Consider the following 21,349-nt stretch of genomic DNA (forward strand, 5'->3'; position numbering starts at 1 on the left):
GTCAAGCGATCAAGGGGGCGGGAAGCGTCCGGTGCTGCGGGTGCAATTCGGGCAAAGCGGCGTCAGTGACCGGCGGGGCGCACGCGATGCGCCTCCGTTGCGGCGCCGTTGTCGAGAATGCGCTTGAGAAGTCCGCGCAGCGTATCGACGTCGCCCGGCGTGAAGCCAGCAAAGAAACGGTTCAGCACGTGCGTATAGATGGCCGGCATGCGGTCGGCCAAGTCGCGGCCGGCCCGGGTCACCTCCAGATGCACGACACGGCGGTCGGACTCGCTGCGCACGCGCTCGATCAGGCCACGCTTTTCCATGCGGCTGAGCATGCGCGTGAGTGAGCCGATGTCGGTATTCAGCTCGCGGCCGAGATCGGTAGCGGTTTGACATCGGCCGTTGGCTAGCAGCACCAGGCAGCTGGCCTGCGAGTGCGTCACATCCATCGCGGCAACCTCCTGCTCGATGGCCATGGACAGCGCCGTCTTGGCGCGCCCCACGAGGTAGCCCACGCTTTCGCACATGCGGTAGTCCTCCACCCGGAAGAGGGTTCCGGCGGCAACTTCGGTGGCGGGTCTTGTTTGTTCGGACATCTTATGTATGCACAATCATTGTCCGGACAAATATACGAATCCGCGCAGCAAACAGCAAGGTACTGAATGCGCGATTCCACTTTTAGAAATAATTGGTGATCTAGTGCGCACGCAATCTGTGCTCCTTCATCGATACGTCAAGGAGTGTCATGTCTTGCGCATCGCAGCATGCTAGAATGTCAGGTTATTCCGCGAGCTGAATTTGGGTACTGTCCCGGGCTCGTGTCACGTCTTTTCGAGTTCACATCCCATGCGCGCGCTTCGCAACATCGCCATCATTGCCCACGTTGACCACGGCAAAACCACGCTGGTCGACCAGCTCCTTCGCCAAGCCGGCACGTTCCGCGAGAACGAGCAGATCGCCGAGCGCGTGATGGATTCGAACGACATCGAAAAAGAACGCGGCATCACGATCCTGGCCAAGAACTGCGCGGTCGAATACAACGGCACGCACATCAACATCGTCGACACGCCGGGGCACGCCGACTTCGGCGGTGAAGTGGAGCGTGTGCTGTCGATGGTCGATGGCGTGCTGCTGCTGGTCGATGCCGTGGAAGGCCCGATGCCGCAAACGCGTTTTGTGACGCGCAAGGCGCTGGCCCTGGGTCTGAAGCCGATCGTCGTGATCAACAAGGTGGACCGTCCGGGCGCGCGTCCGGAGTGGGTGATCAACCAGACCTTCGATTTGTTCGACAAGCTGGGCGCCAACGACGACCAGCTCGACTTCCCGGTCGTGTACGCCTCGGGCCTGAACGGTTACGCCGGCCTGACTGACGACGTGCGCGAAGGCGACATGAAGCCGCTGTTCGAGACCATTCTCGACAAGGTGCCGCAGCGTAACGACGACCCGAACGGCCCGTTCCAGCTGCAGATCATCTCGCTGGACTACTCCAGCTACGTCGGCAAGATCGGTGTGGGCCGCATCACGCGTGGCCGCGTGCGTCCGCTGCAGGACGTGGTGGTCAAGTTCGGCCCGGAAGGCAACCCGATCAAGGGCCGTATCAACCAGGTGCTGAAGTTCCGCGGCCTGGAGCGCGAGCTGGTGCAGGAAGCCGAAGCCGGCGACATCGTGCTGATCAACGGTATTGAAGAACTGGGCATCGGCTGCACCGTGTGCGCCCCGGACGCTCAGGAAGCGCTGCCGATGCTGAAGGTGGACGAGCCGACGCTGACGATGAACTTCTGCGTCAACACCTCGCCCCTGGCTGGCCGCGAAGGCAAGTTCGTGACGAGTCGCCAACTGCGCGATCGTCTGGACCGCGAGCTGAAGTCCAACGTGGCCCTGCGCGTGAAGGACACCGGCGACGACACGATCTTCGAAGTGTCGGGCCGTGGCGAATTGCATCTGACGATTCTGGTGGAAAACATGCGCCGTGAAGGCTACGAGCTGGCCGTGTCGCGCCCGCGCGTGGTGTTCAAGGAAATCGACGGCGTGAAGTGCGAGCCGTTCGAGCGCCTGACCGTGGACGTGGAAGACGGCCACCAGGGCGGCGTGATGGAAGAGCTGGGCCGCCGTAAGGGCGAACTGCTCGACATGGCGTCGGACGGCAAGGGCCGTACGCGTCTGGAATACCGCATTCCGGCCCGTGGCCTGATCGGCTTCCAAGGTGAATTCCTGACGCTGACGCGCGGCACTGGCCTGATCAGCCACATCTTCGACGACTACTCGCCGGTCAAGGAAGGCGACCTGGGCGAGCGCCACAACGGCGTGCTGATCTCGCAGGACGACGGCGCCGCCGTGGCCTACGCGCTGTGGAAACTGCAGGATCGCGGCCGCATGTTCGTGTCGCCTGGCGATGCGCTGTACGAAGGCATGATCATCGGCATCCACAGCCGCGACAACGACTTGGTCGTCAACCCGATCAAGGGCAAGCAGCTGACCAACGTGCGTGCGTCGGGCACCGATGAAGCCGTTCGCCTGGTGCCGCCGATCCAGATGTCGCTCGAATACGCGGTCGAGTTCATCGCCGACGACGAGCTGGTGGAAGTCACGCCGAAGAGCATTCGCTTGCGCAAGCGTCACCTGAAGGAACATGAGCGCAAGCGCGCCTCGCGTGAAGAAGCGGTCTGATCGCCAGTCGATCTGCCAGAAAAAAGCCCCGAGATGTCGGGGCGTTTTTTTTGCTTAGCGCTCAGGACGGATAGCCGATATGGTCGGGCTCAGCCGTCAAGGTGGAGCGCGGGCTGCGCCACTCGGGTGGCTTCCACAGGTAGCGAATATCCCGATCGCGGAACGCGTCTGCCCACATGTCGCGCCATTCGTGGAAGGTGAGGGTGATCGGGTTGTGCGTGTGGACCTGCCGCGTGATGCCAAAGACGGGCGCGTCTTTCTCGGGCACGAAGCTGCCGAACATGCGATCCCAGATGGTCAGCACGCCGGCGTAGTTTCGGTCAATGTACTGGGGGTTCTTGGCATGGTGCACGCGATGCACCGACGGCGTATTCACGTATTGCCCGAGCCACCGCCAGAAGCCGGCGTAGCGCGAATCTAGTGCACCCAGCCGCGTATGCACGAAGAACTGGAACGCCAGGTTCAGACCCACAGCCAGGATCACCCAGTCCGGCGTAAAGCCGATCCACGCAAGCGGAATCCAGAACAGCCACATGCCAGAAATCGGATAGGTCAGGCTCTGGCGGAATGCCGTCGAAAAATTCATGCCTTCCGACGAGTGGTGCGTCACATGCGAGGCCCACATCCAGCGCACGCGATGGCTGGCGCGGTGGAAGAAGTAGTACAGAAAATCCTGCAACAGCAGGAGCAGCACGAATGACCACCACGTTTCAGGCACGGCGCGCAGGCCGTGGCTGTACGTCCATGCGTACACCGTCTTGATCATCAGCCACAGGAAGAACGCGTCCGACGCCTGGTGCATGAGCGCGAGGCACGCGTTTGAAACGGTGTCCTTGAGGCTGTAGACGGACGGATCGCGCTTGCGCCAGTACCACGCCTCCGCGCCGATGGTCAGCAGGAAGACCGGCGCAAAGGCCAGCAGAATCAGGCCTGGGTCGAAACTCGACGCGCCCGGGGTGGCGTTGGCAGGGGTCATTGAATTGTTGTGATGTGTGTCGTCTCCAACCGCCAGGTATACGCCCAACACCCGCGCCGCGAAAGGGGGCAGGCTAGAGCCATTCCTCGCTTCAATACGCTGTCGTGTACAGTGCGTGCCGTTATTCCCACAACAACATCCGAGACATGCAATCCACCGTTTCCATCGCGCCGCAGGCTGAAGTTCAACCCAACGTGATCGCCGAAGTACGCGGCGGCATCGGTTGGCTGACGCTGAACCGGCCGCAGGCGCTCAACGCGCTGTCGCTGGAGATGATCCGCGCGATGTCGCATGCGCTGTTGGCCTGGCAGCACGATCCGGAAGTCCACGCCGTCATCCTGCGCGGCGAAGGCGGCAAGGCCCTGTGCGCAGGCGGCGACATCCGCTTCTTCCACCGCGCCGCCACGGCCAACGACCCGCAACTCATCACCTTTTTCACCGAGGAATACCGCCTCAATCACCTGATTTTCAGCTATGCCAAGCCCTACATCGCGGTGATGGACGGTGTGGTCATGGGCGGTGGCATGGGCATCTCGCAAGGCGCATCGCTGCGCGTGGTGACCGAGCGCACCAAGATGGCCATGCCCGAAACCAATATCGGCTTGTTCCCAGACGTGGGCGGTGGCTGGTTCCTGGCGCGCGTGCCCGGCCATGTGGGCGAATATCTGGGCGTGACGGGGCAGATGATCGCAGCGGCGGACGCGTTGTCGGTGGGCCTTGCCGATTGCCACGTCACCACCGAGGCGCTGTCGGCCATCGTCCAGCGCCTGCACGACGGCAACTGGAGCAGCGCCGAGCAGATCGCCGCGTGTTTTACCGAAGCCGCTTCGGCGCCCGATGATGCCAAGGCCATCATCGCACCGCACCGCGAGGCCATCGATGACTGCTTCAGCCAGGGGAGCGTGCAAGGCATCTTCGCCGATCTGGCCGGCAGCACGGACGCCGAATGGGCAGCACAGACCGCCGCGCACATGGCCAAGCGCTCGCCGTTGATGATGGCGGTGACACTGGAGCTGATCCGCCGTGGCCGCCATACCACCTTGGCCGACGAGCTGCGCCGCGAACTCGACATGATGACGCACGTGTTTGCCGAAGGCGACGGTATCGAAGGCATTCGCGCGCTCGCGGTCGACAAGGACCATGCGCCCAAGTGGAAGCACACCAGCATCGACGCCGTGCGTGACGATGAAGTGACTGCGTTCTTTGTCTCGCCGTGGCGCCATGAGCAGCATCCGCTGCTGGGGCTGTCGGACTAGAACCGGTAAACTGCGCGCCTGGATTTTGAATCGTTGACTTGCTGTGACCGCTGAACGCCCCACGCCGAACCCCCGCCGCTTGTCGGTCGCGCCCATGATGGATTGGACGGACCGCCATTGCCGGTTCTTCCATCGCCAGATCTCGCGCCACACGTGGCTCTACACGGAAATGGTGACCACCGGCGCGCTGCTCCACGGCGACGTCCCGCGCCACCTCGATTTCGACGAGGTCGAGCATCCGGTGGCGCTCCAGCTGGGGGGCAGCGAACCTGATGATCTGGCACAGGCCGCGCGCCTCGGCCAGCAATGGGGCTACAAAGAGATCAACCTCAACTGCGGCTGCCCGTCTGAGCGCGTGCAACGTGGAGCATTCGGCGCATGTCTCATGGCCGAGCCCAAGCTGGTGGCGCAGGGCGTCAAGGCGATGCGCGATGCGGTGTCGATTCCGGTCACGGTCAAGCACCGCATCGGCATCGACGCCATCGAGACCTACGATTTCGTGCGGGATTTCGTCGGCACCATCGCCGAGGCGGGTTGCGAGACCTTCATCGTCCACGCGCGCAACGCCATCCTGAAAGGCCTGAGCCCCAAGGAAAACCGCGAGATTCCGCCGCTACGGTACGAAGTCGTCTACCAGCTCAAGCGCGATTTTCCGCATCTGGAAATCCTCCTTAACGGCGGGGTGCAGACGCTGGAGCAGGTCGACTCGCATCTCGCGCATGTGGATGGCGTCATGATCGGCCGCGAGGCGTATCACCATCCGCACCTGATGGCTGCGTTCGATGCGCGGTACTACTGCGCAGCTACGGAGGCCCCCACGCGCGCCGCGGTGGAAGAGGCGATGATCGGCTACGTCGGCCGCTGGGTGGAGCGCGGAGGCTACGCGGGGGCGGCGGTGCGGCACATGCTCGGACTGTATCGCGGTGTGGCGGGTGCCCGCGGCTGGCGGCGCGTGCTGTCGGATTCCAAGGCGCTGGGTCGCGTCAAGACGCTGGCCGACGCCCACGCGCTCTTCGACGAGGCGCGGGCGTACCTGCGGCGCGGCGAAGAATCAGGCGAGGAGGCGGTCGCCGTATAAATTGCGCGACCCCCCTAGGCACGCTGAAAGAATGTTTGTATAATTTCGTTTTTCGCCGAGCAGTTGTCAGTTTTGCTGTTCGCACGATGGTGGCTGTAGCTCAGTTGGTAGAGTCCCAGATTGTGATTCTGGTTGTCGTGGGTTCGAATCCCATCAGTCACCCCAAGGTTTCAATAAAAAAGCCCGCTTCTGCGGGCTTTTTTACGTCTGCGCGTCGGCTACCACCGTACCCTGGTGATACACCACCTTCCAGCCATCGGCCGTCCGCCGCCATAACGTCGCCCGGCGCGTCGTCCGGTTCGATTGCACCAAGGTGTACGTCAGCAAGTAGTTGTCGGGCGCGATCTCCTGGCAGCGGAAATCGCGCGTTTGCCAGAAATCCTCGCCGATATGGCCATGCCGGGCATCGAGAACGCCGAGCACATAGCTGCGGCTATAGCGTTGACCTGACGCACCGGTTTCCCAGAAATCTTCCGTGGTCATGCGCTCGAAGTCTTCGCGGCGCGTGCCCAATTCGGGGCGATGGAAGATGGGTTCGCGCCGGCGCAGTTCTTCCAGCACGCTCAGCAGAGCTGGGGCGGTATCCAGAGACGGTTCCATGCGGCAAGCCTCCTTGGAAAACTCCAAGCATACTGCTCAGCGTGCGTAGCTTAGCGTTTTTCGCGCCGCACAATGCGGGGCTTGCGCTTCGCCCCTATGATGGCGCCTTCGCCTTTTCCGGAAACCACTTCGATGCAACGCACTGCCCGTATTGGCCTGTCTTCGCTGACGATCGCACTGTCGCTGGCTTGCGGCACCGGCGCCTTTGCCGCCACGCTTCAGAAACCCCAGCTCGATGCGTTGCTCGCCGCTGAACAATCCTCGGCGTCGGCTGACCTGAACAGCTTTCTCGCGGCAGTCGCCAAGGCAGATCCGCAAGTTGCACGCAGTGTCGCCGCATACCAGAAGAAGGCCGTGCTCACTGGCGACGACCTCGTCAACATTGGGCGTCTGCTGGGTCTGTACAACCGCCTGCACAATCAGCAGGCCGTGATCGCCTCGATCGAGAGGATGGTCGCGCTGCCGACGGTGCGTGACGACAAAATTCCGCAATACGAGAACCCCGCCATCGTGGCGTTCGGCAAGCTGGTCGAGGGCATGGCGCGCGACTTCGGCCTGAAATACCGCAACGTCGACAACCGCGTCTTCGAAGTCACGCTGCCGGGCACAGGCTCTGACGAATTCGGCATCCTGACCCACGCCGACGTTGTGCCCGCCAAGGCGGAAGAATGGGTGCTCGGCGACGGCACCAAGCTCGATCCGTTCAAGGTCACGCGCGTCGGCAATCTGCTGTACGGCCGCGGCACGATTGACGACAAGGGGTCCATTGCTGCCGCGATGTACGCCATGAAAACGGTCAAGGACAGCGGCGTGCCGCTCGCGCGCACGATCCGCCTGATGATCGAAACCACCGAAGAAACCGGTGGCGATGGCATGAAGTACTACCGTGAACACACGCAATTGCCGGCGTACAACATCGTGCTCGACAGCAAGTACCCGGCCGTCGTTGCGGAGAAAGGCACCGGCGCATTGAAGGTGTTTTTCCCTGCGCAGGCCGGTGATGCGACGCACACGGCCATCGTTTCGATGACGGGCGCGGCGTCGGCCAGCTCCATCCCACAAACGGCCACGGCTACCCTCAAGGGCGGGGATCTGGGCGTGGCGGCCGCCGCGCTCGAAGCCAAACGCGATGCGTTTGTGAGTAGCTTGGCCGCACAGGGCAAGTTTGCAATTGACATCACGCACACCGCGGACAGCATCGTCGTGAAGGTGACCGGCACCTCCGCACACGGTTCGCGCCCGGAAGAGGGCGTGAACCCGCTGCCGCGCTTGGCGCTCTTCCTGCGTGCAGCTGATCTTGGCCTGGCAGACAACGCCTACGTCCACGCCGTGCGGTATCTGGCCGAAGTTTACGGCACCGATTACCTCGGCAACACCATGGGCGTGGCCTACAAGGATGACTTCATGGGCCCGCTCACCATCTCGCCTACGGTGATCGGCGACAAGAACGGCCGCGTGGAGGTGACCGCCAACGTGCGCATGCCGCGCGGCAAAACGCCCGATGCGCTGCGTGGCGAGATCGCCGGCAAGATCAACGCATGGGCCACCGCCAACCATGTCGCCCTGGAGATCAATCATGACCAGGGCAACTGGATGGCGCGCGATCCGAAGGGCGCGTGGTTGTCGACGCTGCTCAACATCTACGGCGACACGACTGGCCTCGACGCCAAGCCCGTCCCGACGGCCGGCAGCACGACCGCCAAGCTGATGCCGAATGCCATCAACTTCGGCCCGGCGATGCCCGGCAAGAAGTACACCGCGCACAACGCCAACGAGTACAAGGAAGTGCCGGACCTGGACCTCGATATGCAGATGTTCACCGAGATGCTGGTGCGCATTGGCAATCTGCCTTACATGCAGTAACCGCCGGGAACCGCCATGAACATCATCCGCGCCAAGTCGTTTACTGCTGAGCATGCCTGGGGCGCGCTCGACATTGCCAACATGAGCGGCATTACCACGCGCTTGCATTGGACCGACCAGCCTTATCGCTGGCATGTGAACGATGGCGAGGAGGTGTTCGTGGTGCTCGACGGCACGGTCGACATGCATTACCGCGAAGCCGGCGAAGAGAAGGTCGCGGTGCTGGAGCCCGGTGACATCTTCTTCGCCGGTGTCGGCTGCGAGCACGTGGCGCACCCGCGCGGCGAGGCAAGAATTCTCGTTGTCGAGAAAGCGGGGAGCGTGTAGCGGATCGCCAGCCGGTTGCGGCGAAAAAAAAGCCCGCAATGTGCGGGCTTCGAATTCAGCGATCTCATTGCCCCTGAGGGCATTGGCAATACTACTGTCACGTACGCCAAACAACATCGGGGTAAACGTCCGTTTTGCTGAGGGAACATCGTTGAATGTGCTGCTGCAGCAACTTGCGAACAAAAAAACAGCCCGCTCAAGCGGCGGGCCGAAAATCAGTTGAAGAAAGCCCTGTCCTCAGGGCAGGGCAAGTGTATGAAATCAGTTGCGGCGGCAGCATTGGGGTATGCCCTGATCGGCTGCGGTAGCGCCATGCAAAGCCCTTCATCGTCGTCTTCCCTTAGCAGCTTTCGGCGCCAGCAGCACGTGAACCCGCCGGAATCGCATCCAGCATGCGGCAGATGGCGGCCATGCTGCCGACCATCGTACGGCGCTGCTCCCCCTGATAAATGCGCACGCCCTGGGTTTGGCGGAAGGGCACCGGCTGTACCGGACGGCGGCGGGAAGACATCGATCCGAGTCGCATGGCAGACCTCGTGAGTTCGGGTGGAAAAGCGAGTGGCAAGACTCCGCCCTGGCGGGCCGATGGCTCACCTCCAGGTTGGATCAAACGGCCAAGGTTTGGCGCTGGGATGCGCCGGAGACTTACGGAGCAGCGGGCCGGATCAGACCGACGGCCAAGCCCTCCAGGTGAAACTCATCACGATCCAGATCAACGTGGATCGGTTCGAAATCCGGATTCTCGGCAATCAGTTCGACATGGCGGCCTTTGCGCTGGAAGCGCTTGACCGTGACGTCGTCGCCCAATCGAGCAACAACGATCTTGCCGTTGGTGGCTTCGGCAGCGCGCTGCACGGCCAGCAGATCACCGTCCAGAATGCCGGCGTCGCGCATGCTCATGCCACGCACCTTCAGCAGAAAATCGGGCTGCGCAGAAAACAGCGACGGATCGACCTGATACTGGCGATCAATGTGCTCTGCAGCCAGGATCGGACTGCCGGCAGCCACACGGCCCACCAACGGCAGCGTCAATTGCATCAACCCCATCGACGGCAGCGAGAACTGATGCTGCGCCGTGTCGCCGGCCGCCCGCAGCCGAATGCCGCGCGAGGCGCCAGGCGTCAGTTCGATCACGCCCTTGCGTGCCAGCGCGCGCAGGTGTTCCTCGGCCGCATTGGGCGATGAAAAACCGAACTCTGCGGCAATCTCGGCGCGTGTGGGCGGGAAGCCCGTGCGCTGGATCGTCTGACGGATCAAGTCGTAAATCTGCTGTTGGCGAGGGGTGAGGGCGGCCATTGGCGTACTGTATATTTGAACAGGTGCTGTGATTTTATACAGTGACGCGGGAAGCGCAAGTGATTTTGTTGTGATGTGTTGCGTGAGCACCCGGCCCTTATGACCGGCGTCAAAACCTATGCGACTGGTTAGAAGCTTATGCGCAATCCATGCAGGCGCGGCCGCGGCGAATCGCATAAAATCAAGGTCTTGACCGATTTTTTGCATCGCCACATAGCCCGATTGAGCCTCGTTGGGCTGGCCCGAACGTCACCATGTCCGCCTTCAATCAAGAGACCGTTCTGAGCGTCCATCACTGGAACGACTCGCTGTTCAGCTTCAAGACCACGCGCGATCAGGCGCTGCGCTTCCATAACGGCCACTTCGTCATGATTGGGCTGGAGGTCGAGGGCAAGCCGCTGATGCGCGCCTACAGCATCGCCAGCCCGAACTATGAAGAGCACCTCGAGTTCTTCAGCATCAAGGTGCAGAACGGCCCGCTGACGTCGCGCCTGCAGCATCTGAAGGTGGGCGACAAGCTGCTGGTGAGCAAGAAGCCGGTCGGCACGCTCGTGCTGGATGATCTGCTGCCCGGCAAGAACCTGTATCTGTTCGGCACTGGCACCGGCCTCGCGCCCTTCATGAGCATCATCCAAGACCCGGACACTTACGAGCGCTTCGAGAAGGTCGTGCTGCTGCACGGCGTGCGCCAAGTGAGCGAGCTGGCCTATGCCGACTTCATCACCCGCGAATTGCCGAATAACGAGTTCTTCGGCGATCAGGTGCGCGAGAAGCTGATCTACTACCCGACCGTCACGCGCGAGCCGTTCCGCAACATGGGCCGCCTGACCGACCTCGTCGATAACGGCAAGCTTTCTGCCGACATCGGCCTGCCCCCGATGGACCCGGCTGTCGACCGGGCGATGATTTGCGGCAGCCCGGCCATGCTGGAAGACACCTGCAAGCTGCTTGATGCCCGCGGTTTCAAGATTTCGCCGCGTATGGGCGAAGCCGGGGACTACGTGATCGAGCGCGCCTTCGTCGAGAAATAATCGACACGGCTCCCGCTGCAAACGCCGGCCTGTGTGCCGGCGTTTTGTTTTCTGGGCGCACAGGGCAATCCCGCGTCGGCAAAGGCGGGGCGGGCGGATACAATGCGCGCCTTGCCCACAACGCATGTCTGCAACGATGTCCTTGCCTACCATCGCCATCCTCGCCACCGGCGGCACAATCGCCGGCTCTGCTGACGACGCTGGCTCCGCCGCACGCTATCGCGCTGGCGCCGTCCCCATCGATCAACTGCTTGCGGCCAGCAAGCTCGGTTTGGAGCGCCTTGCCAACGTGCGCGCCGAGCAGGTCGCCCAGATCGACAGCAAGGACCTGACGTTCGACGTGTGGGAAAAACTGGTGGCGCGGATCCGTCACTGGATCGACGTCGAGCGTGTGGACGGCGTGGTCATCACGCACGGCACCGACACGCTGGAAGAAACCGCGATGCTGCTGCACCTGACGCAGCAGACCGATACGCCGATTGTTCTGACGGCGGCGATGCGGCCGTCGACGTCGCTGTCGGCGGATGGGCCGTTGAATCTGCTGAATGCGGTGCGGCTGGCAGCCAGTCCATCGGCGCGCGGGCGCGGCGTTCTGGTTGCGCTCAACCAGCGTGTGCATGCCGCTCGCGATGTGCAGAAGGGACACACTTACGCGGTCGAGGCGTTTGTCTCGCCGGACACGGGCCCGCTGGGTTTTGTGCTCGACGCGCAAGTACAGTTTCAGCGTGCAGCGCAGCGTGTAGCCGCAACCGACGTGCTGCCGATGCCGCCCGCAGGCCAGTGGCCGTGGGTTGAGGTTGTGGCGAGCTATGCGCAGCCCGATACGCGCTTGGTTGATGCCCTGGTCGCCGCTGGCGTGAAGGGGCTGGTCGTTGCCGCAACCGGCGCGGGCTCCATCCATGCGAATCTTGAGGCGGCGCTGAACCGAGCGAGTCAGCAGGGCGTTTTCGTGCTGCGTTCCACGCGTACCGGTGCCGGCGTGGTGCCCGCGCAGCCGGGCGGAGAGCGCTGGGCATCGAGCGGCTCGCTGAACCCCTATAAGGCGCGTGTGCTGCTGACGTTGCTTCTGGCCTCGGGCCGCGCCCAGGCAGAAGTTGCCTCCCTGCAGCAAGTCATTGATCGATATTGAAAAAATCGCCAAGGCCTGCGTATAATGGCAGGCTAACCAACCTTGCTGCACCGGAGTGTGACGCCCGGGCGGCTTAATCCACAAGGAGCGTCAATGCGTCATTACGAAATCGTATTCATCGTCCATCCGGACCAGAGCGAGCAAGTGCCCGCGATGATCGAGCGCTACAAGAGCACGGTCACCACGCAAGGCGGCCAAGTGCACCGCGTCGAGGACTGGGGCCGTCGTCAACTGGCCTACATGATCCAGAAGCTCGCGAAGGCTCACTACGTGTGCCTGAACATCGAGTGCGGCAAGGAAACCCTGGCTGAGCTCGAGCACGCGTTCAAGTTCAACGACGCCGTGCTGCGTCACCTCATCGTTCAGACCAAGAAGGCTGAAACGGCGCCGTCGCCGATGATGAAGGAAGTCGCACGCGAAGAGGCCAAGAAGGCCGCCGCTCAGACCGAACAGGCCGCCTGATGCCGCGTGGTGCTGCGCAAGCCTGATCGCGCATCGCCAGCATGAACGAAACCTACGGGGACAACGCCATCAACCGCCTGCAGCTCGTTGCCACTCTGGTCGAGCGCGAGGTGATGCGATACACCCCGGCCGGCGTGCCGATCGTCAACTGTCTGCTGGCATACAGCGGGCAGGCGGTCGAAGCGCAGACAGTGCGGCAGATCGAGTTTTCGATGGAAGCACTGGCAGCCGGCAAGATGGCTTCCGTTCTGGATCGCATCGCTCCGGGCACCGTCCTGGATTGCGTAGGATTCCTGGCTCGCAAGCACCGCAGCAGTAAGGCACTGGTCTTTCACATCTCCGGATGTAACGTATTCGTAAAGGATTGAATCATGGCATTCATGAACAAGAAGCAGCGCGACGCGAAGAACAAGAAGCGCTTCCAGCAGCAAAACCCGTTGTTCAAGCGCAAGAAGTTCTGCCGCTTCACCGTGGCCGGCGTTGAGCAGATCGACTACAAGGATCTGGACACGCTCAAGGACTTCATCGGCGAGAACGGTAAGATCACCCCGGCCCGCCTGACCGGCACGCGCGCGATCTATCAGCGCCAGCTGGACACGGCCATCAAGCGCGCACGTTTCCTCGCGCTGATGCCGTACACCGATCAGCACAAGCACTAATCAGCGGGATAAGGAGAACTCACAATGCAAATTATTCTGCTCGAGAAGGTCGTCAACCTGGGTAACCTGGGCGACGTGGTGCGTGTGAAGGACGGTTACGCTCGTAACTTCCTGATCCCGAACAAGCAAGCCCGCCGCGCCACGGATTCCGCCATCAAGGAATTCGAAGCCCGCCGCGCTGAGCTGGAAAAGCTGGCAGCTGAAAAGCTGGCTGCTGCGCAAGCCGAAGGCGAGAAGCTGAATGGCCTGACGCTGCAACTGTCGCAAAAGGCTGGTGTGGACGGCCGCCTGTTTGGCTCCGTCACCAACCACGACATCGCTGATGCACTGGTTGCTCAAGGGTTCAAGGTCGAGAAGGCGCAAGTGCGTCTGCCGAACGGCCCGCTGAAGACCGTGGGCGACCACCCGGTCGTCGTGTCGCTTCACACCGATGTGGCAGTTGACGTGAACGTGTCGGTGCTGGGCGAATCGGCCTAAGCGCGCATGCAGTACCTCGCGGCGCACGGGTCACCGAGCGACGCGAGTCAAGAAGGCAGGGACGAAAGTCTCTGCCTTTTTTTGTTGTCCTTTGTGTCAGGGGTTCAGATTGAAGACCGAGCAGCGCCGCTATAATCCCGCCATGAACGCGCCCTCCGATCCCCAGCTCGATTCCCTCAAGGTACCCCCGCATTCCATCGAGGCCGAACAGTCGGTGCTCGGCGGGTTGCTACTGGATAACGCCGCTTGGGATCGCATTGCCGATTTCATCAACGAGCACGATTTCTATCGCTACGACCACCGGCTGATCTTCCACAACATCGGCAAGCTGATCTCGCAGGCCAAGCCTGCTGACGTGATCACGGTGTACGAGCAGTTGCAGGCCGCCGGCAAGGCGGAAGAGGTGGGTGGCCTGGCCTACCTGAACGCGCTGGCGCAGAACACGCCGAGCGCTGCCAACATCCGTCGCTATGCGGAAATCGTGCGCGACCGCGGCGTGCTGCGCCAACTCGTGACGATCGCCGACGAGATTTCCGCCGGAGCCTTCAACCCGCAGGGCCGCGATGTGCGCCAACTGCTGGATGAGGCTGAATCCAAGGTGTTCGCGATTGCCGAAGAAGGCTCGCGCGGGCAGAAGGGCTTTCTGGAAATCCAGCCGCTGCTGACGCAGGTGGTCGAGCGCATCGACGAGCTGTACCACCGCGACAACCAGAGCGACATTACGGGCGTACCGACCGGCTTCGTCGATCTCGACCGCATGACGAGCGGTATGCAGGGCGGTGATCTGATCATCGTGGCCGGCCGCCCATCGATGGGTAAGACGGCATTCTCGCTGAACATCGGCGAACACGTAGCGGTGGAACAGGGCCTGCCGGTGGCCGTATTCTCGATGGAAATGGCGGGCACGCAGCTCGCCATGCGTATGCTGGGTTCGGTTGGGCGATTGGATCAGCACCGGCTGCGTACCGGCCGTCTGCTCGACGAGGACTGGCCGCGCCTGACGCACGCCATCCAGAAGATGAATGACGCGCAGCTCTTCATTGACGAAACGCCCGCGCTGAACCCGATGGAGCTGCGTGCGCGTTCGCGCCGGCTTGCACGGCAGTGCGGGCAGCTCGGTCTGATCGTCATCGATTACCTGCAGCTGATGTCGGGCTCGGGCGGCGGTGAGAACCGCGCGACCGAAATTTCGGAAATCTCGCGATCGCTGAAGGGCTTGGCGAAAGAACTCAACTGCCCGGTGATTGCGTTGTCGCAGTTGAACCGAAGCCTGGAACAGCGCCCGAACAAGCGTCCTGTGATGTCGGACTTGCGTGAATCCGGCGCTATCGAACAGGATGCCGACGTGATCCTGTTCATCTATCGCGATCAGGTCTACAACCCCGATTCTCCGGACAAGGGTACGGCCGAAATTATCATCGGTAAGCAGCGTAACGGCCCGATTGGTACGGTTCGTCTCACGTTCCTGGGTGAATACACGAAGTTCGACAACTTCACCGGAGGCAATGCCTTCTTCGACAACGACACGTAACGTGTAATTCGTGTCGGCCCGCCACAACGTGCCACGTATGTCGCGAGGCGGGTTCCGGTAAAATATTGCGTTTTAATGACAGCGCCGGCGGTGATCCCGTCCGGCGTTGTTTTTACGACTCCTGCTTTTTTCCGTTCCCAAGGATCATCATGTTCGGTCGCTTCATGCCCACCGAAGGCAAGTTTTTTGAGTACTTCAACCAGCACGCCGAGTGCGCCGTCAAGGCGGCCCATGCACTCAAGGAGCTGGTCAATGACTTGCCCAATGCCGAAATGCATGCACGCAACGTGCAGAACTTTGAAAAGAAGGCCGATCGCATCACGCATGACACGATCGAGCTGCTGCACAAGACCTTCATCACCCCGCTCGATCGCGACGAGATCCACAAGCTGATCACGACGATGGACGACATCCTCGACCTGATGGAAGACGTGTCGCTCACCATCTCGTTGTATGACGTGACCAACCTGACGGACGAATCGCGCCAGCTTGCGATGATCTGCGTGGCTTGCTGCGAGGAAGTCCGCAAGGCTGTAGCGCTGCTCAACGACATGAACAACGGCCGCCAGATCCTCACCATCGCCCAGGAAATCGACCGACTTGAGTCGGAAGCCGATCGCGTGATGCGCGCGGCCATGGCCAAGCTGTTCCGCACCGAGAACGATATCAAGCTGCTGATCAAGCTCAAGGCGATCTACGAGCAACTGGAGAGCGTCACCGACCGTTGCGAGGATGTTGCCAACATCATCGAAGGCATCGTGCTCGAAAACGCCTGACGAGACGACGCCTCATGCATACGCTTCAGATCAGTCTCTGGGTGGTCGTTCTGCTGGTGGCACTGGCCATCGTGTTCGACTTCATGAATGGCTTCCACGACGCGGCCAACTCCATTGCGACGGTGGTGTCGACGGGCGTGCTCAAGCCGCAGCAGGCAGTGGCGATGGCCGCAGCCTGCAACGTGATCGCCATTTTCATCTTCCACCTCAAGGTGGCGACCACGGTGGGACGGGACACGATCGATCCGTCCATCGTCGATCACTACGTCATCTTCGGGGCGTTGGTCGGCGCCATCGCGTGGAACATCATCACTTGGTACTACGGCATTCCGTCGAGCTCTTCGCATGCGCTGATCGGTGGTTTGGTGGGCGCAGCTGTGGCCAAGTCTGGCACGGGCTCGCTGGTGGCGAGTGGCTTGCTCAAGACCGTGGCGTTCATTCTGATTTCGCCGTTGCTTGGCTTTATCCTCGGCTCGCTGCTGATGGTGGCGGTGTCCTGGCTGTTCTTCCGAACGCCGCCATCCAAGGTGGACCGATGGTTCCGGCGCCTGCAGTTGCTATCGGCCTCGCTGTACAGTCTGGGCCACGGCGGCAACGATGCGCAGAAGACCATCGGCATCATCTGGATGCTGCTGATCGCGGGCGGCTACGCGTCGGCCACGTCAACTGAACCGCCGATCTGGGTCATCGTCTGCTGCTATGTGGCGATCGGTCTGGGTACGCTGCTGGGCGGCTGGCGGATCGTGCGGACGATGGGTCAGAAGATCACCAAGCTCAAGCCGGTTGGCGGTTTCTGCGCTGAAACCGGTGGGGCCATGACGCTGTTCTTGGCGTCGGCGTTGGGTGTGCCGGTCTCGACCACGCATACCATCACGGGCGCCATCGTCGGAGTGGGGTCTGCGCAGAAGGCTTCCGCAGTGCGTTGGGGTGTGGCTGGCAACATCGTTTGGGCGTGGGTTCTGACGATTCCCGCGTCGGCGTTCATGGCAGCGATTGCCTGGTGGATTGGCCGACACGTGCTGTAAGTCGACGGCAGGTCGACTCCGAAAAAACGAAACGCCCACCAAATCGGTGGGCGTTTCGCATTGGGGTGAGCGCCGCGTTAGTTATTGCGTGGCGAAGCGCGCGATGGGGTCATCGTCCGCAGGAGTCGTCGCAGCGGCAGGCCCGCGCGTCGACATCAGGCTGTCGGCTTGAGCGTCGCGTGAGCGGGCGAGGGTTCCCAGTGGATCATCGTCGATCGGATGGGCTGGGCTGGCGGGTGCCGGAGCCGTCGGTGCAATGGTCGGCGCTGGCGTATCGGGCAGATTGCTCACGGCCACCACGCGGCGCGCGCCCATGTAGCGGCTTGTCCAATAAGACTTGGTCATGTCTTCCAGGCGCACGGTGCCACCCGTGGCGGGTGCATGGACAAACCGGTTCTGGCCCACATAGATGCCGACGTGCGAATTCGGCTGGCCGGTCGTGTTGAAGAAGACGAGGTCGCCCGATGCAACGTCGCGGCGATCCAATGACGTGCCACGGCGGCCCATTTCGGCGGCGGTGCGTGGCAGGTTCACAGATGCAGCGCGCTGCACGACGTAGCGCACAAGCCCGCTGCAATCGAAGCCACTATCGGGAGTATTGCCGCCGTAGCGGTAGGGCGTGCCGACCAGCGCCATCGCCTCGATGGAGATTTCTTCCAGACCCGCGCTCGGATCGTGGATCGGGGCGCCGCGCGTGCGCAGGCCCGCGTCGCGCGAGGCGGTGGAGCGGGTGGGTGTCGACGAGCAGGCAGATAGCAAGCACACTAGCGCCAACAGGCCGGCGCCTGCCAGTCGCGTATTTCCGTGGAGGAAGCTGTGCTGCGCGAGCATGCGCCATTAGGAGAGTCCAGATAGCAAGCATGCTATGCGCGCCGCGTCAGAAAGCCAAACTGCGTGTTGGCGAGGCGCAACGCCAAGCGGGGCGCGGGTCTGCGGATTTTGCCCAGATGGCGTCGCGCTTTGCGGGCAGTTTTACCAGCGCAGTTGGACGCTGCGTGTGCTGCCGGTCTGCACCGTCGCGCGCTTGGTGGTGCCCTGGTACGTGGCGATGACGTTATAGCTTGCCGGCGGGGCTTTGATCAGACAGCGCGGGCCGTCAGCGCGAAAGCTTGCGACCTCCTTGCCGTGCCGTGTGAGTTGTACGTCGACGTCGGCCAGATATTCGCCACGTGCGCCTTGGGTGAATAGCAAAGACAGGTTGTAGTTGCGTGCCTCGCTGTTCAGCGCCTGCTGCTCGTCTTGTGCAACGCCGCCGCAGACGTAGCTGATTTGGCCGGCGGTCTTCGGCGTGAGGTTGTCGGCGAGCGCAATGGAGGCGCTGGCGGACAGCATCATCGCCAGCGCAGCCGACGTCAGGGTCAAGCGCGATCGGGTCTGCAGGTTCTGCTGCATGGGCATCATTGGCCTCCATCAAGGAAAAAGAGAGGTGCCCGACAAGCAGCAAAAAAAAGGCCACGCAACTGCGTGGCCTGATCGAACAACGGTTTGCGGCAGACAAATATGTTGCTGCGTGATTTCTACAGCACGTCTGACGCGTGATCTGCGAGCCGCGAGCGCTCGCCGCGCGCCAGCGTGATGTGCCCGCTGTGGCTCCATCCCTTGAATCGATCCACCACATAAGTCAGGCCCGACGAGCCTTCCGTCAGGTACGGCGTGTCGATCTGCGCGATGTTCCCCAGACAGACGATCTTGGTGCCCGGGCCCGCCCGCGTGACGAGCGTCTTCATCTGCTTGGGCGTCAGGTTCTGCGCCTCGTCGATGATCAGGAACTTGTTGACGAACGTGCGGCCGCGCATGAAGTTCATGCTCTTGACCTTGATGCGCGAACGGATCAGCTCCTGCGTGGCAGCGCGGCCCCATTCACCGGCATTGTCGTCGGACTTTTGCAGCACTTCGAGATTGTCGTCGAAGGCGCCCATCCACGGCTGCATCTTTTCTTCCTCCGTGCCGGGCAGGAAGCCGATGTCTTCACCCACGGGCACCGTGGCCCGCGTGATGATGATCTCGTTGTAGAGCTTCTGATCCAGCACTTGCTCCAGGCCTGCCGCCAGTGCCAGCAGCGTCTTGCCCGTGCCGGCCTGACCGAGCAGCGACACGAAATCGACTTCCGGATGCATCAGCAGGTTCAGCGCGAAGTTCTGCTCGCGGTTGCGCGCGGTCACGCCCCAGACGTTGTTCTTCTGGTGCGTGTAGTCCTTGAGCGTCTGCAGCACGGCAGTCTTGCCATTCAGCTCCTTGACCTGCGCATACAGCGGCAAGCTACCGTCATTCGGCTCCAGGAAGACAAACTGGTTGACGAGGAACGATGGCACCAGCGGGCCGGACAGGCGGTAGAACGTCGTGCCCGTCTTGGGGTCCTGCCAACTCTCGATGTTCTTGCCGTGCTTCTGCCAGAAGTCTGCCGGCAGGGCCATGATGCCGCTGTAGAGCAGGTCGGTGTCTTCCAGCACGCGATCGTTGAAGTAGTCCTCCGCCGGCAGGCCGAGGGCGCGCGCCTTGATCCGCATGTTGATGTCCTTGGACACCAGCACGACCGATCGGTCTGGACGCTGCTGCTGCAATGCGGCCACCACGCCAAGGATCTGATTGTCAGCCTTGCCCTGCGGCAGCCCATCAGGCAGCTTGATGTCGTTCAGACGCGTCTGGAAGAATAGGCGCCCCTGCGCATCGCGGTTGCCGAGCTTGGCAAGCGGCAGGCCGTCATCCATTGCTCCATCGGTGCCTGCCACAAGTTGGTCGAGCGTGCGGCTGACCGTGCGCGCATTGCGCGCGACTTCGCTCATGCCCTTCTTGTGGTTGTCCAGCTCTTCCAACGTCATCATCGGCAGATAGACGTCGTGTTCTTCAAAACGGAAGAGCGATGTCGGATCGTGCATCAGCACGTTGGTGTCGAGCACGAACAGCTTGGCGGGGCCTTCGTCGCGGCGGGTGCGGCGGCGGGCGGCAGTTTCGGTCGATTTGCCCGTCGCGCTTACTTTGTCGACGGCCTTGGCCAGAATGCCCGCATGTTCGCGCGAACTGTCTTTCGCCATGGGAGACGCTTCGCCCGAGCGGGCGCGGGCCGTGCTGGCTGCATTGCGTTTGGGTTGTGCACGGCCGGTTTCTGACAACGCCTCGCGCTCGAGCGCTGGCACCGGTTTTCGAGGTTCCTGACCCGCCTTCGGCTTTCCGGCTTTGCCGAAAGGCTTGAATTCAGCCGGGTCAAGCAATTGGGCTGGCTGGGTGGGCATGGTCGGCAGCGGCATGCTTCGATTACCTCTCTGGGTGGAACAACGACGAAACACCGTCCGCGCATATGGCGAGGCGGTGCTGGCGGGAAACGCTGGAAAACGGACGGGCGCGTCGCAGCAGTTGATGCATGGACGACGGCCACAAAAAAGCCGCCATGACCTGCGAGAGGTGGGGCGGCCTAGGTGAACGCCACGACAAGCTGCACGTTTCGGACGTTCTGCCCGGCCTGCTTGCCGGGAAAAACGCAGAAGCGGTATCAGGCCAACTTGGCCGCCGGTACCGTCGTGGGCTATCGGAATGGCATCCGGATTTCGTACTCATCGGTTCCGACTGTATCGGAAGCTTTTGTGATTTGCAATCGCTCACATGTGACCTGTGGTGCGTCGCAAACTGGGCACGACAGACGATGCGAAATCGACGGGAGAATCAGCCGCCAGGATGTCCTGCACGGCTCTTTCCCGACCGCTGGCTCCCCGTGCGGTTACAGCGCGCGTACCGCCGCGAGGACATCATCCACATGGTTGGGCACTTTCACGCCGCGCCATTCCTTGCGCAGCACGCCCTTGCTGTCGATCAGGAATGTGCTGCGCTCGATGCCACGCACGTCCTTGCCGTACATCTTCTTCATCTTGATCGTGTCAAAGATGTTGCACACGGCTTCGTCGGCGTCGGAAATCAGCTCGAACGGCATCTCCAGTTTCGCCTTGAAGTTTTCGTGCGATTTCAAGCTGTCGCGCGAGATGCCGAACACCACGGCGCCGGCGGCTTCAAAGGCCTCGTACTGGTCGCGGAAGTTCATCGCCTCCGTGGTGCAGCCAGGGGTGTTGTCCTTCGGATAGAAATACAGCACGACGATCTTGCCGCGCTGCGATGCCGGCGAGAACGTGATACCGCTGGTTGCCGGTGCGGAGAAATCGGGAAGAGGCTGGTCGATCGTGACGGGCATGGTGTGTTCCGGAAAACCGCGAGGAGAGAGATGG

General features: G+C 62.1%; 23 protein-coding genes and 1 tRNA gene. 15 read left to right on the plus strand and 9 right to left on the minus strand.

The window, feature by feature from the left end:
* Nucleotides 1-62: 62 nt before the first annotated feature.
* On the minus strand, nt 63-581 hold the full coding sequence (locus ACU8YE_RS03010; RefSeq protein WP_446928058.1) for a MarR family winged helix-turn-helix transcriptional regulator: 519 nt from the start codon (nt 579-581) through the stop codon (nt 63-65).
* Between the two features lie 250 nt (nt 582-831).
* Here ACU8YE_RS03010 and typA point away from each other — a divergent pair, with 250 nt between their 5' ends.
* Nucleotides 832-2,652: a translational GTPase TypA gene (gene typA / locus ACU8YE_RS03015; RefSeq protein ID WP_004626434.1), complete on the plus strand. Its 1,821-nt coding sequence runs from the start codon at nt 832-834 to the stop codon at nt 2,650-2,652.
* A gap of 61 nt (nt 2,653-2,713) precedes the next feature.
* Here the strand turns inward: typA and ACU8YE_RS03020 are convergent, their stop codons facing one another.
* The gene (locus ACU8YE_RS03020) at nt 2,714-3,628 is read right to left on the minus strand and encodes a sterol desaturase family protein (RefSeq protein ID WP_446928059.1); all 915 of its coding nucleotides are present in this window, start codon (nt 3,626-3,628) and stop codon (nt 2,714-2,716) included.
* Nucleotides 3,629-3,774: 146 nt separating this feature from the next.
* Here ACU8YE_RS03020 and ACU8YE_RS03025 point away from each other — a divergent pair, with 146 nt between their 5' ends.
* The 3 genes from ACU8YE_RS03025 (at nt 3,775) to ACU8YE_RS03035 (ending at nt 6,127) form a co-directional block, all read left to right on the plus strand.
* Nucleotides 3,775-4,884, plus strand: a complete 1,110-nt coding sequence (locus ACU8YE_RS03025) for an enoyl-CoA hydratase/isomerase family protein (RefSeq protein ID WP_232042561.1) — start codon at nt 3,775-3,777, stop codon at nt 4,882-4,884.
* A gap of 43 nt (nt 4,885-4,927) precedes the next feature.
* On the plus strand, nt 4,928-5,962 hold the full coding sequence (gene dusA, locus ACU8YE_RS03030; RefSeq protein WP_343619188.1) for a tRNA dihydrouridine(20/20a) synthase DusA: 1,035 nt from the start codon (nt 4,928-4,930) through the stop codon (nt 5,960-5,962).
* Nucleotides 5,963-6,051: 89 nt separating this feature from the next.
* Nucleotides 6,052-6,127 (plus strand) — tRNA-His (locus tag ACU8YE_RS03035).
* A gap of 36 nt (nt 6,128-6,163) precedes the next feature.
* Here ACU8YE_RS03035 and ACU8YE_RS03040 read toward each other — a convergent pair.
* Complete coding sequence (locus ACU8YE_RS03040; protein ID WP_232042627.1) at nt 6,164-6,562, minus strand: nuclear transport factor 2 family protein; 399 nt, start codon at nt 6,560-6,562, stop codon at nt 6,164-6,166.
* Between the two features lie 132 nt (nt 6,563-6,694).
* On the opposite strand from ACU8YE_RS03040, the gene ACU8YE_RS03045 reads away from it, so the two are divergent.
* A complete protein-coding gene (locus ACU8YE_RS03045) occupies nt 6,695-8,425 on the plus strand; it encodes a dipeptidase (protein ID WP_446928060.1) in 1,731 nt (576 codons plus the stop codon).
* A 15-nt stretch (nt 8,426-8,440) separates the two neighbouring features.
* Nucleotides 8,441-8,752: a cupin gene (locus ACU8YE_RS03050; RefSeq protein WP_232042629.1), complete on the plus strand. Its 312-nt coding sequence runs from the start codon at nt 8,441-8,443 to the stop codon at nt 8,750-8,752.
* A 340-nt stretch (nt 8,753-9,092) separates the two neighbouring features.
* Here the strand turns inward: ACU8YE_RS03050 and ACU8YE_RS03055 are convergent, their stop codons facing one another.
* Both ACU8YE_RS03055 and lexA read right to left on the minus strand, forming a co-directional pair.
* Nucleotides 9,093-9,278, minus strand: coding sequence for a hypothetical protein (locus ACU8YE_RS03055; protein WP_232042630.1), 186 nt, complete (start codon nt 9,276-9,278; stop codon nt 9,093-9,095).
* A gap of 119 nt (nt 9,279-9,397) precedes the next feature.
* The gene (gene lexA, locus ACU8YE_RS03060) at nt 9,398-10,048 is read right to left on the minus strand and encodes a transcriptional repressor LexA (RefSeq protein WP_316868855.1); all 651 of its coding nucleotides are present in this window, start codon (nt 10,046-10,048) and stop codon (nt 9,398-9,400) included.
* 254 nt (nt 10,049-10,302) lie between these two features.
* Here lexA and ACU8YE_RS03065 point away from each other — a divergent pair, with 254 nt between their 5' ends.
* From ACU8YE_RS03065 to ACU8YE_RS03105, 9 genes are all read left to right on the plus strand, one after another.
* Nucleotides 10,303-11,079 carry a ferredoxin--NADP reductase gene (locus tag ACU8YE_RS03065; protein ID WP_045204191.1) on the plus strand — a complete coding sequence of 259 codons (777 nt, stop codon included), beginning with the start codon at nt 10,303-10,305 and terminating at the stop codon, nt 11,077-11,079.
* A 136-nt stretch (nt 11,080-11,215) separates the two neighbouring features.
* Nucleotides 11,216-12,208: an asparaginase gene (locus tag ACU8YE_RS03070; protein WP_446928061.1), complete on the plus strand. Its 993-nt coding sequence runs from the start codon at nt 11,216-11,218 to the stop codon at nt 12,206-12,208.
* Nucleotides 12,209-12,301: 93 nt separating this feature from the next.
* On the plus strand, nt 12,302-12,670 hold the full coding sequence (gene rpsF, locus ACU8YE_RS03075) for a 30S ribosomal protein S6 (protein WP_027677553.1): 369 nt from the start codon (nt 12,302-12,304) through the stop codon (nt 12,668-12,670).
* Nucleotides 12,671-12,711: 41 nt separating this feature from the next.
* On the plus strand, nt 12,712-13,038 hold the full coding sequence (gene priB / locus ACU8YE_RS03080) for a primosomal replication protein N (protein ID WP_260802598.1): 327 nt from the start codon (nt 12,712-12,714) through the stop codon (nt 13,036-13,038).
* 12 nt (nt 13,039-13,050) lie between these two features.
* A complete protein-coding gene (gene rpsR, locus ACU8YE_RS03085; protein WP_037022304.1) occupies nt 13,051-13,329 on the plus strand; it encodes a 30S ribosomal protein S18 in 279 nt (92 codons plus the stop codon).
* 24 nt (nt 13,330-13,353) lie between these two features.
* A complete protein-coding gene (rplI, locus tag ACU8YE_RS03090; protein WP_232042635.1) occupies nt 13,354-13,806 on the plus strand; it encodes a 50S ribosomal protein L9 in 453 nt (150 codons plus the stop codon).
* Nucleotides 13,807-13,948: 142 nt separating this feature from the next.
* A complete protein-coding gene (locus ACU8YE_RS03095) occupies nt 13,949-15,337 on the plus strand; it encodes a replicative DNA helicase (RefSeq protein WP_027677550.1) in 1,389 nt (462 codons plus the stop codon).
* 149 nt (nt 15,338-15,486) lie between these two features.
* The gene (locus tag ACU8YE_RS03100; protein ID WP_232042636.1) at nt 15,487-16,113 is read left to right on the plus strand and encodes a DUF47 domain-containing protein; all 627 of its coding nucleotides are present in this window, start codon (nt 15,487-15,489) and stop codon (nt 16,111-16,113) included.
* Between the two features lie 14 nt (nt 16,114-16,127).
* Entirely contained in the window at nt 16,128-17,138 is a 1,011-nt protein-coding gene (locus ACU8YE_RS03105) for an inorganic phosphate transporter (RefSeq protein ID WP_232042637.1), read from the plus strand.
* An 81-nt stretch (nt 17,139-17,219) separates the two neighbouring features.
* On the opposite strand, the gene ACU8YE_RS03110 is transcribed toward ACU8YE_RS03105, so the two are convergent.
* From ACU8YE_RS03110 to ACU8YE_RS03125, 4 genes are all read right to left on the minus strand, one after another.
* Nucleotides 17,220-17,969 (minus strand): C40 family peptidase, encoded by a 750-nt coding sequence (locus tag ACU8YE_RS03110; protein ID WP_446928062.1) that lies wholly within the window; start codon nt 17,967-17,969, stop codon nt 17,220-17,222.
* A 141-nt stretch (nt 17,970-18,110) separates the two neighbouring features.
* Nucleotides 18,111-18,536, minus strand: a complete 426-nt coding sequence (locus ACU8YE_RS03115) for a hypothetical protein (RefSeq protein ID WP_045204664.1) — start codon at nt 18,534-18,536, stop codon at nt 18,111-18,113.
* A gap of 119 nt (nt 18,537-18,655) precedes the next feature.
* Nucleotides 18,656-20,383, minus strand: coding sequence for a PhoH family protein (locus ACU8YE_RS03120; protein WP_232042639.1), 1,728 nt, complete (start codon nt 20,381-20,383; stop codon nt 18,656-18,658).
* Nucleotides 20,384-20,850: 467 nt separating this feature from the next.
* The gene (locus ACU8YE_RS03125) at nt 20,851-21,315 is read right to left on the minus strand and encodes a peroxiredoxin (protein WP_232042640.1); all 465 of its coding nucleotides are present in this window, start codon (nt 21,313-21,315) and stop codon (nt 20,851-20,853) included.
* Between the last annotated feature and the right edge of the window lie 34 nt (nt 21,316-21,349).

This window comes from Ralstonia sp. VS2407, from assembly GCF_052950655.1.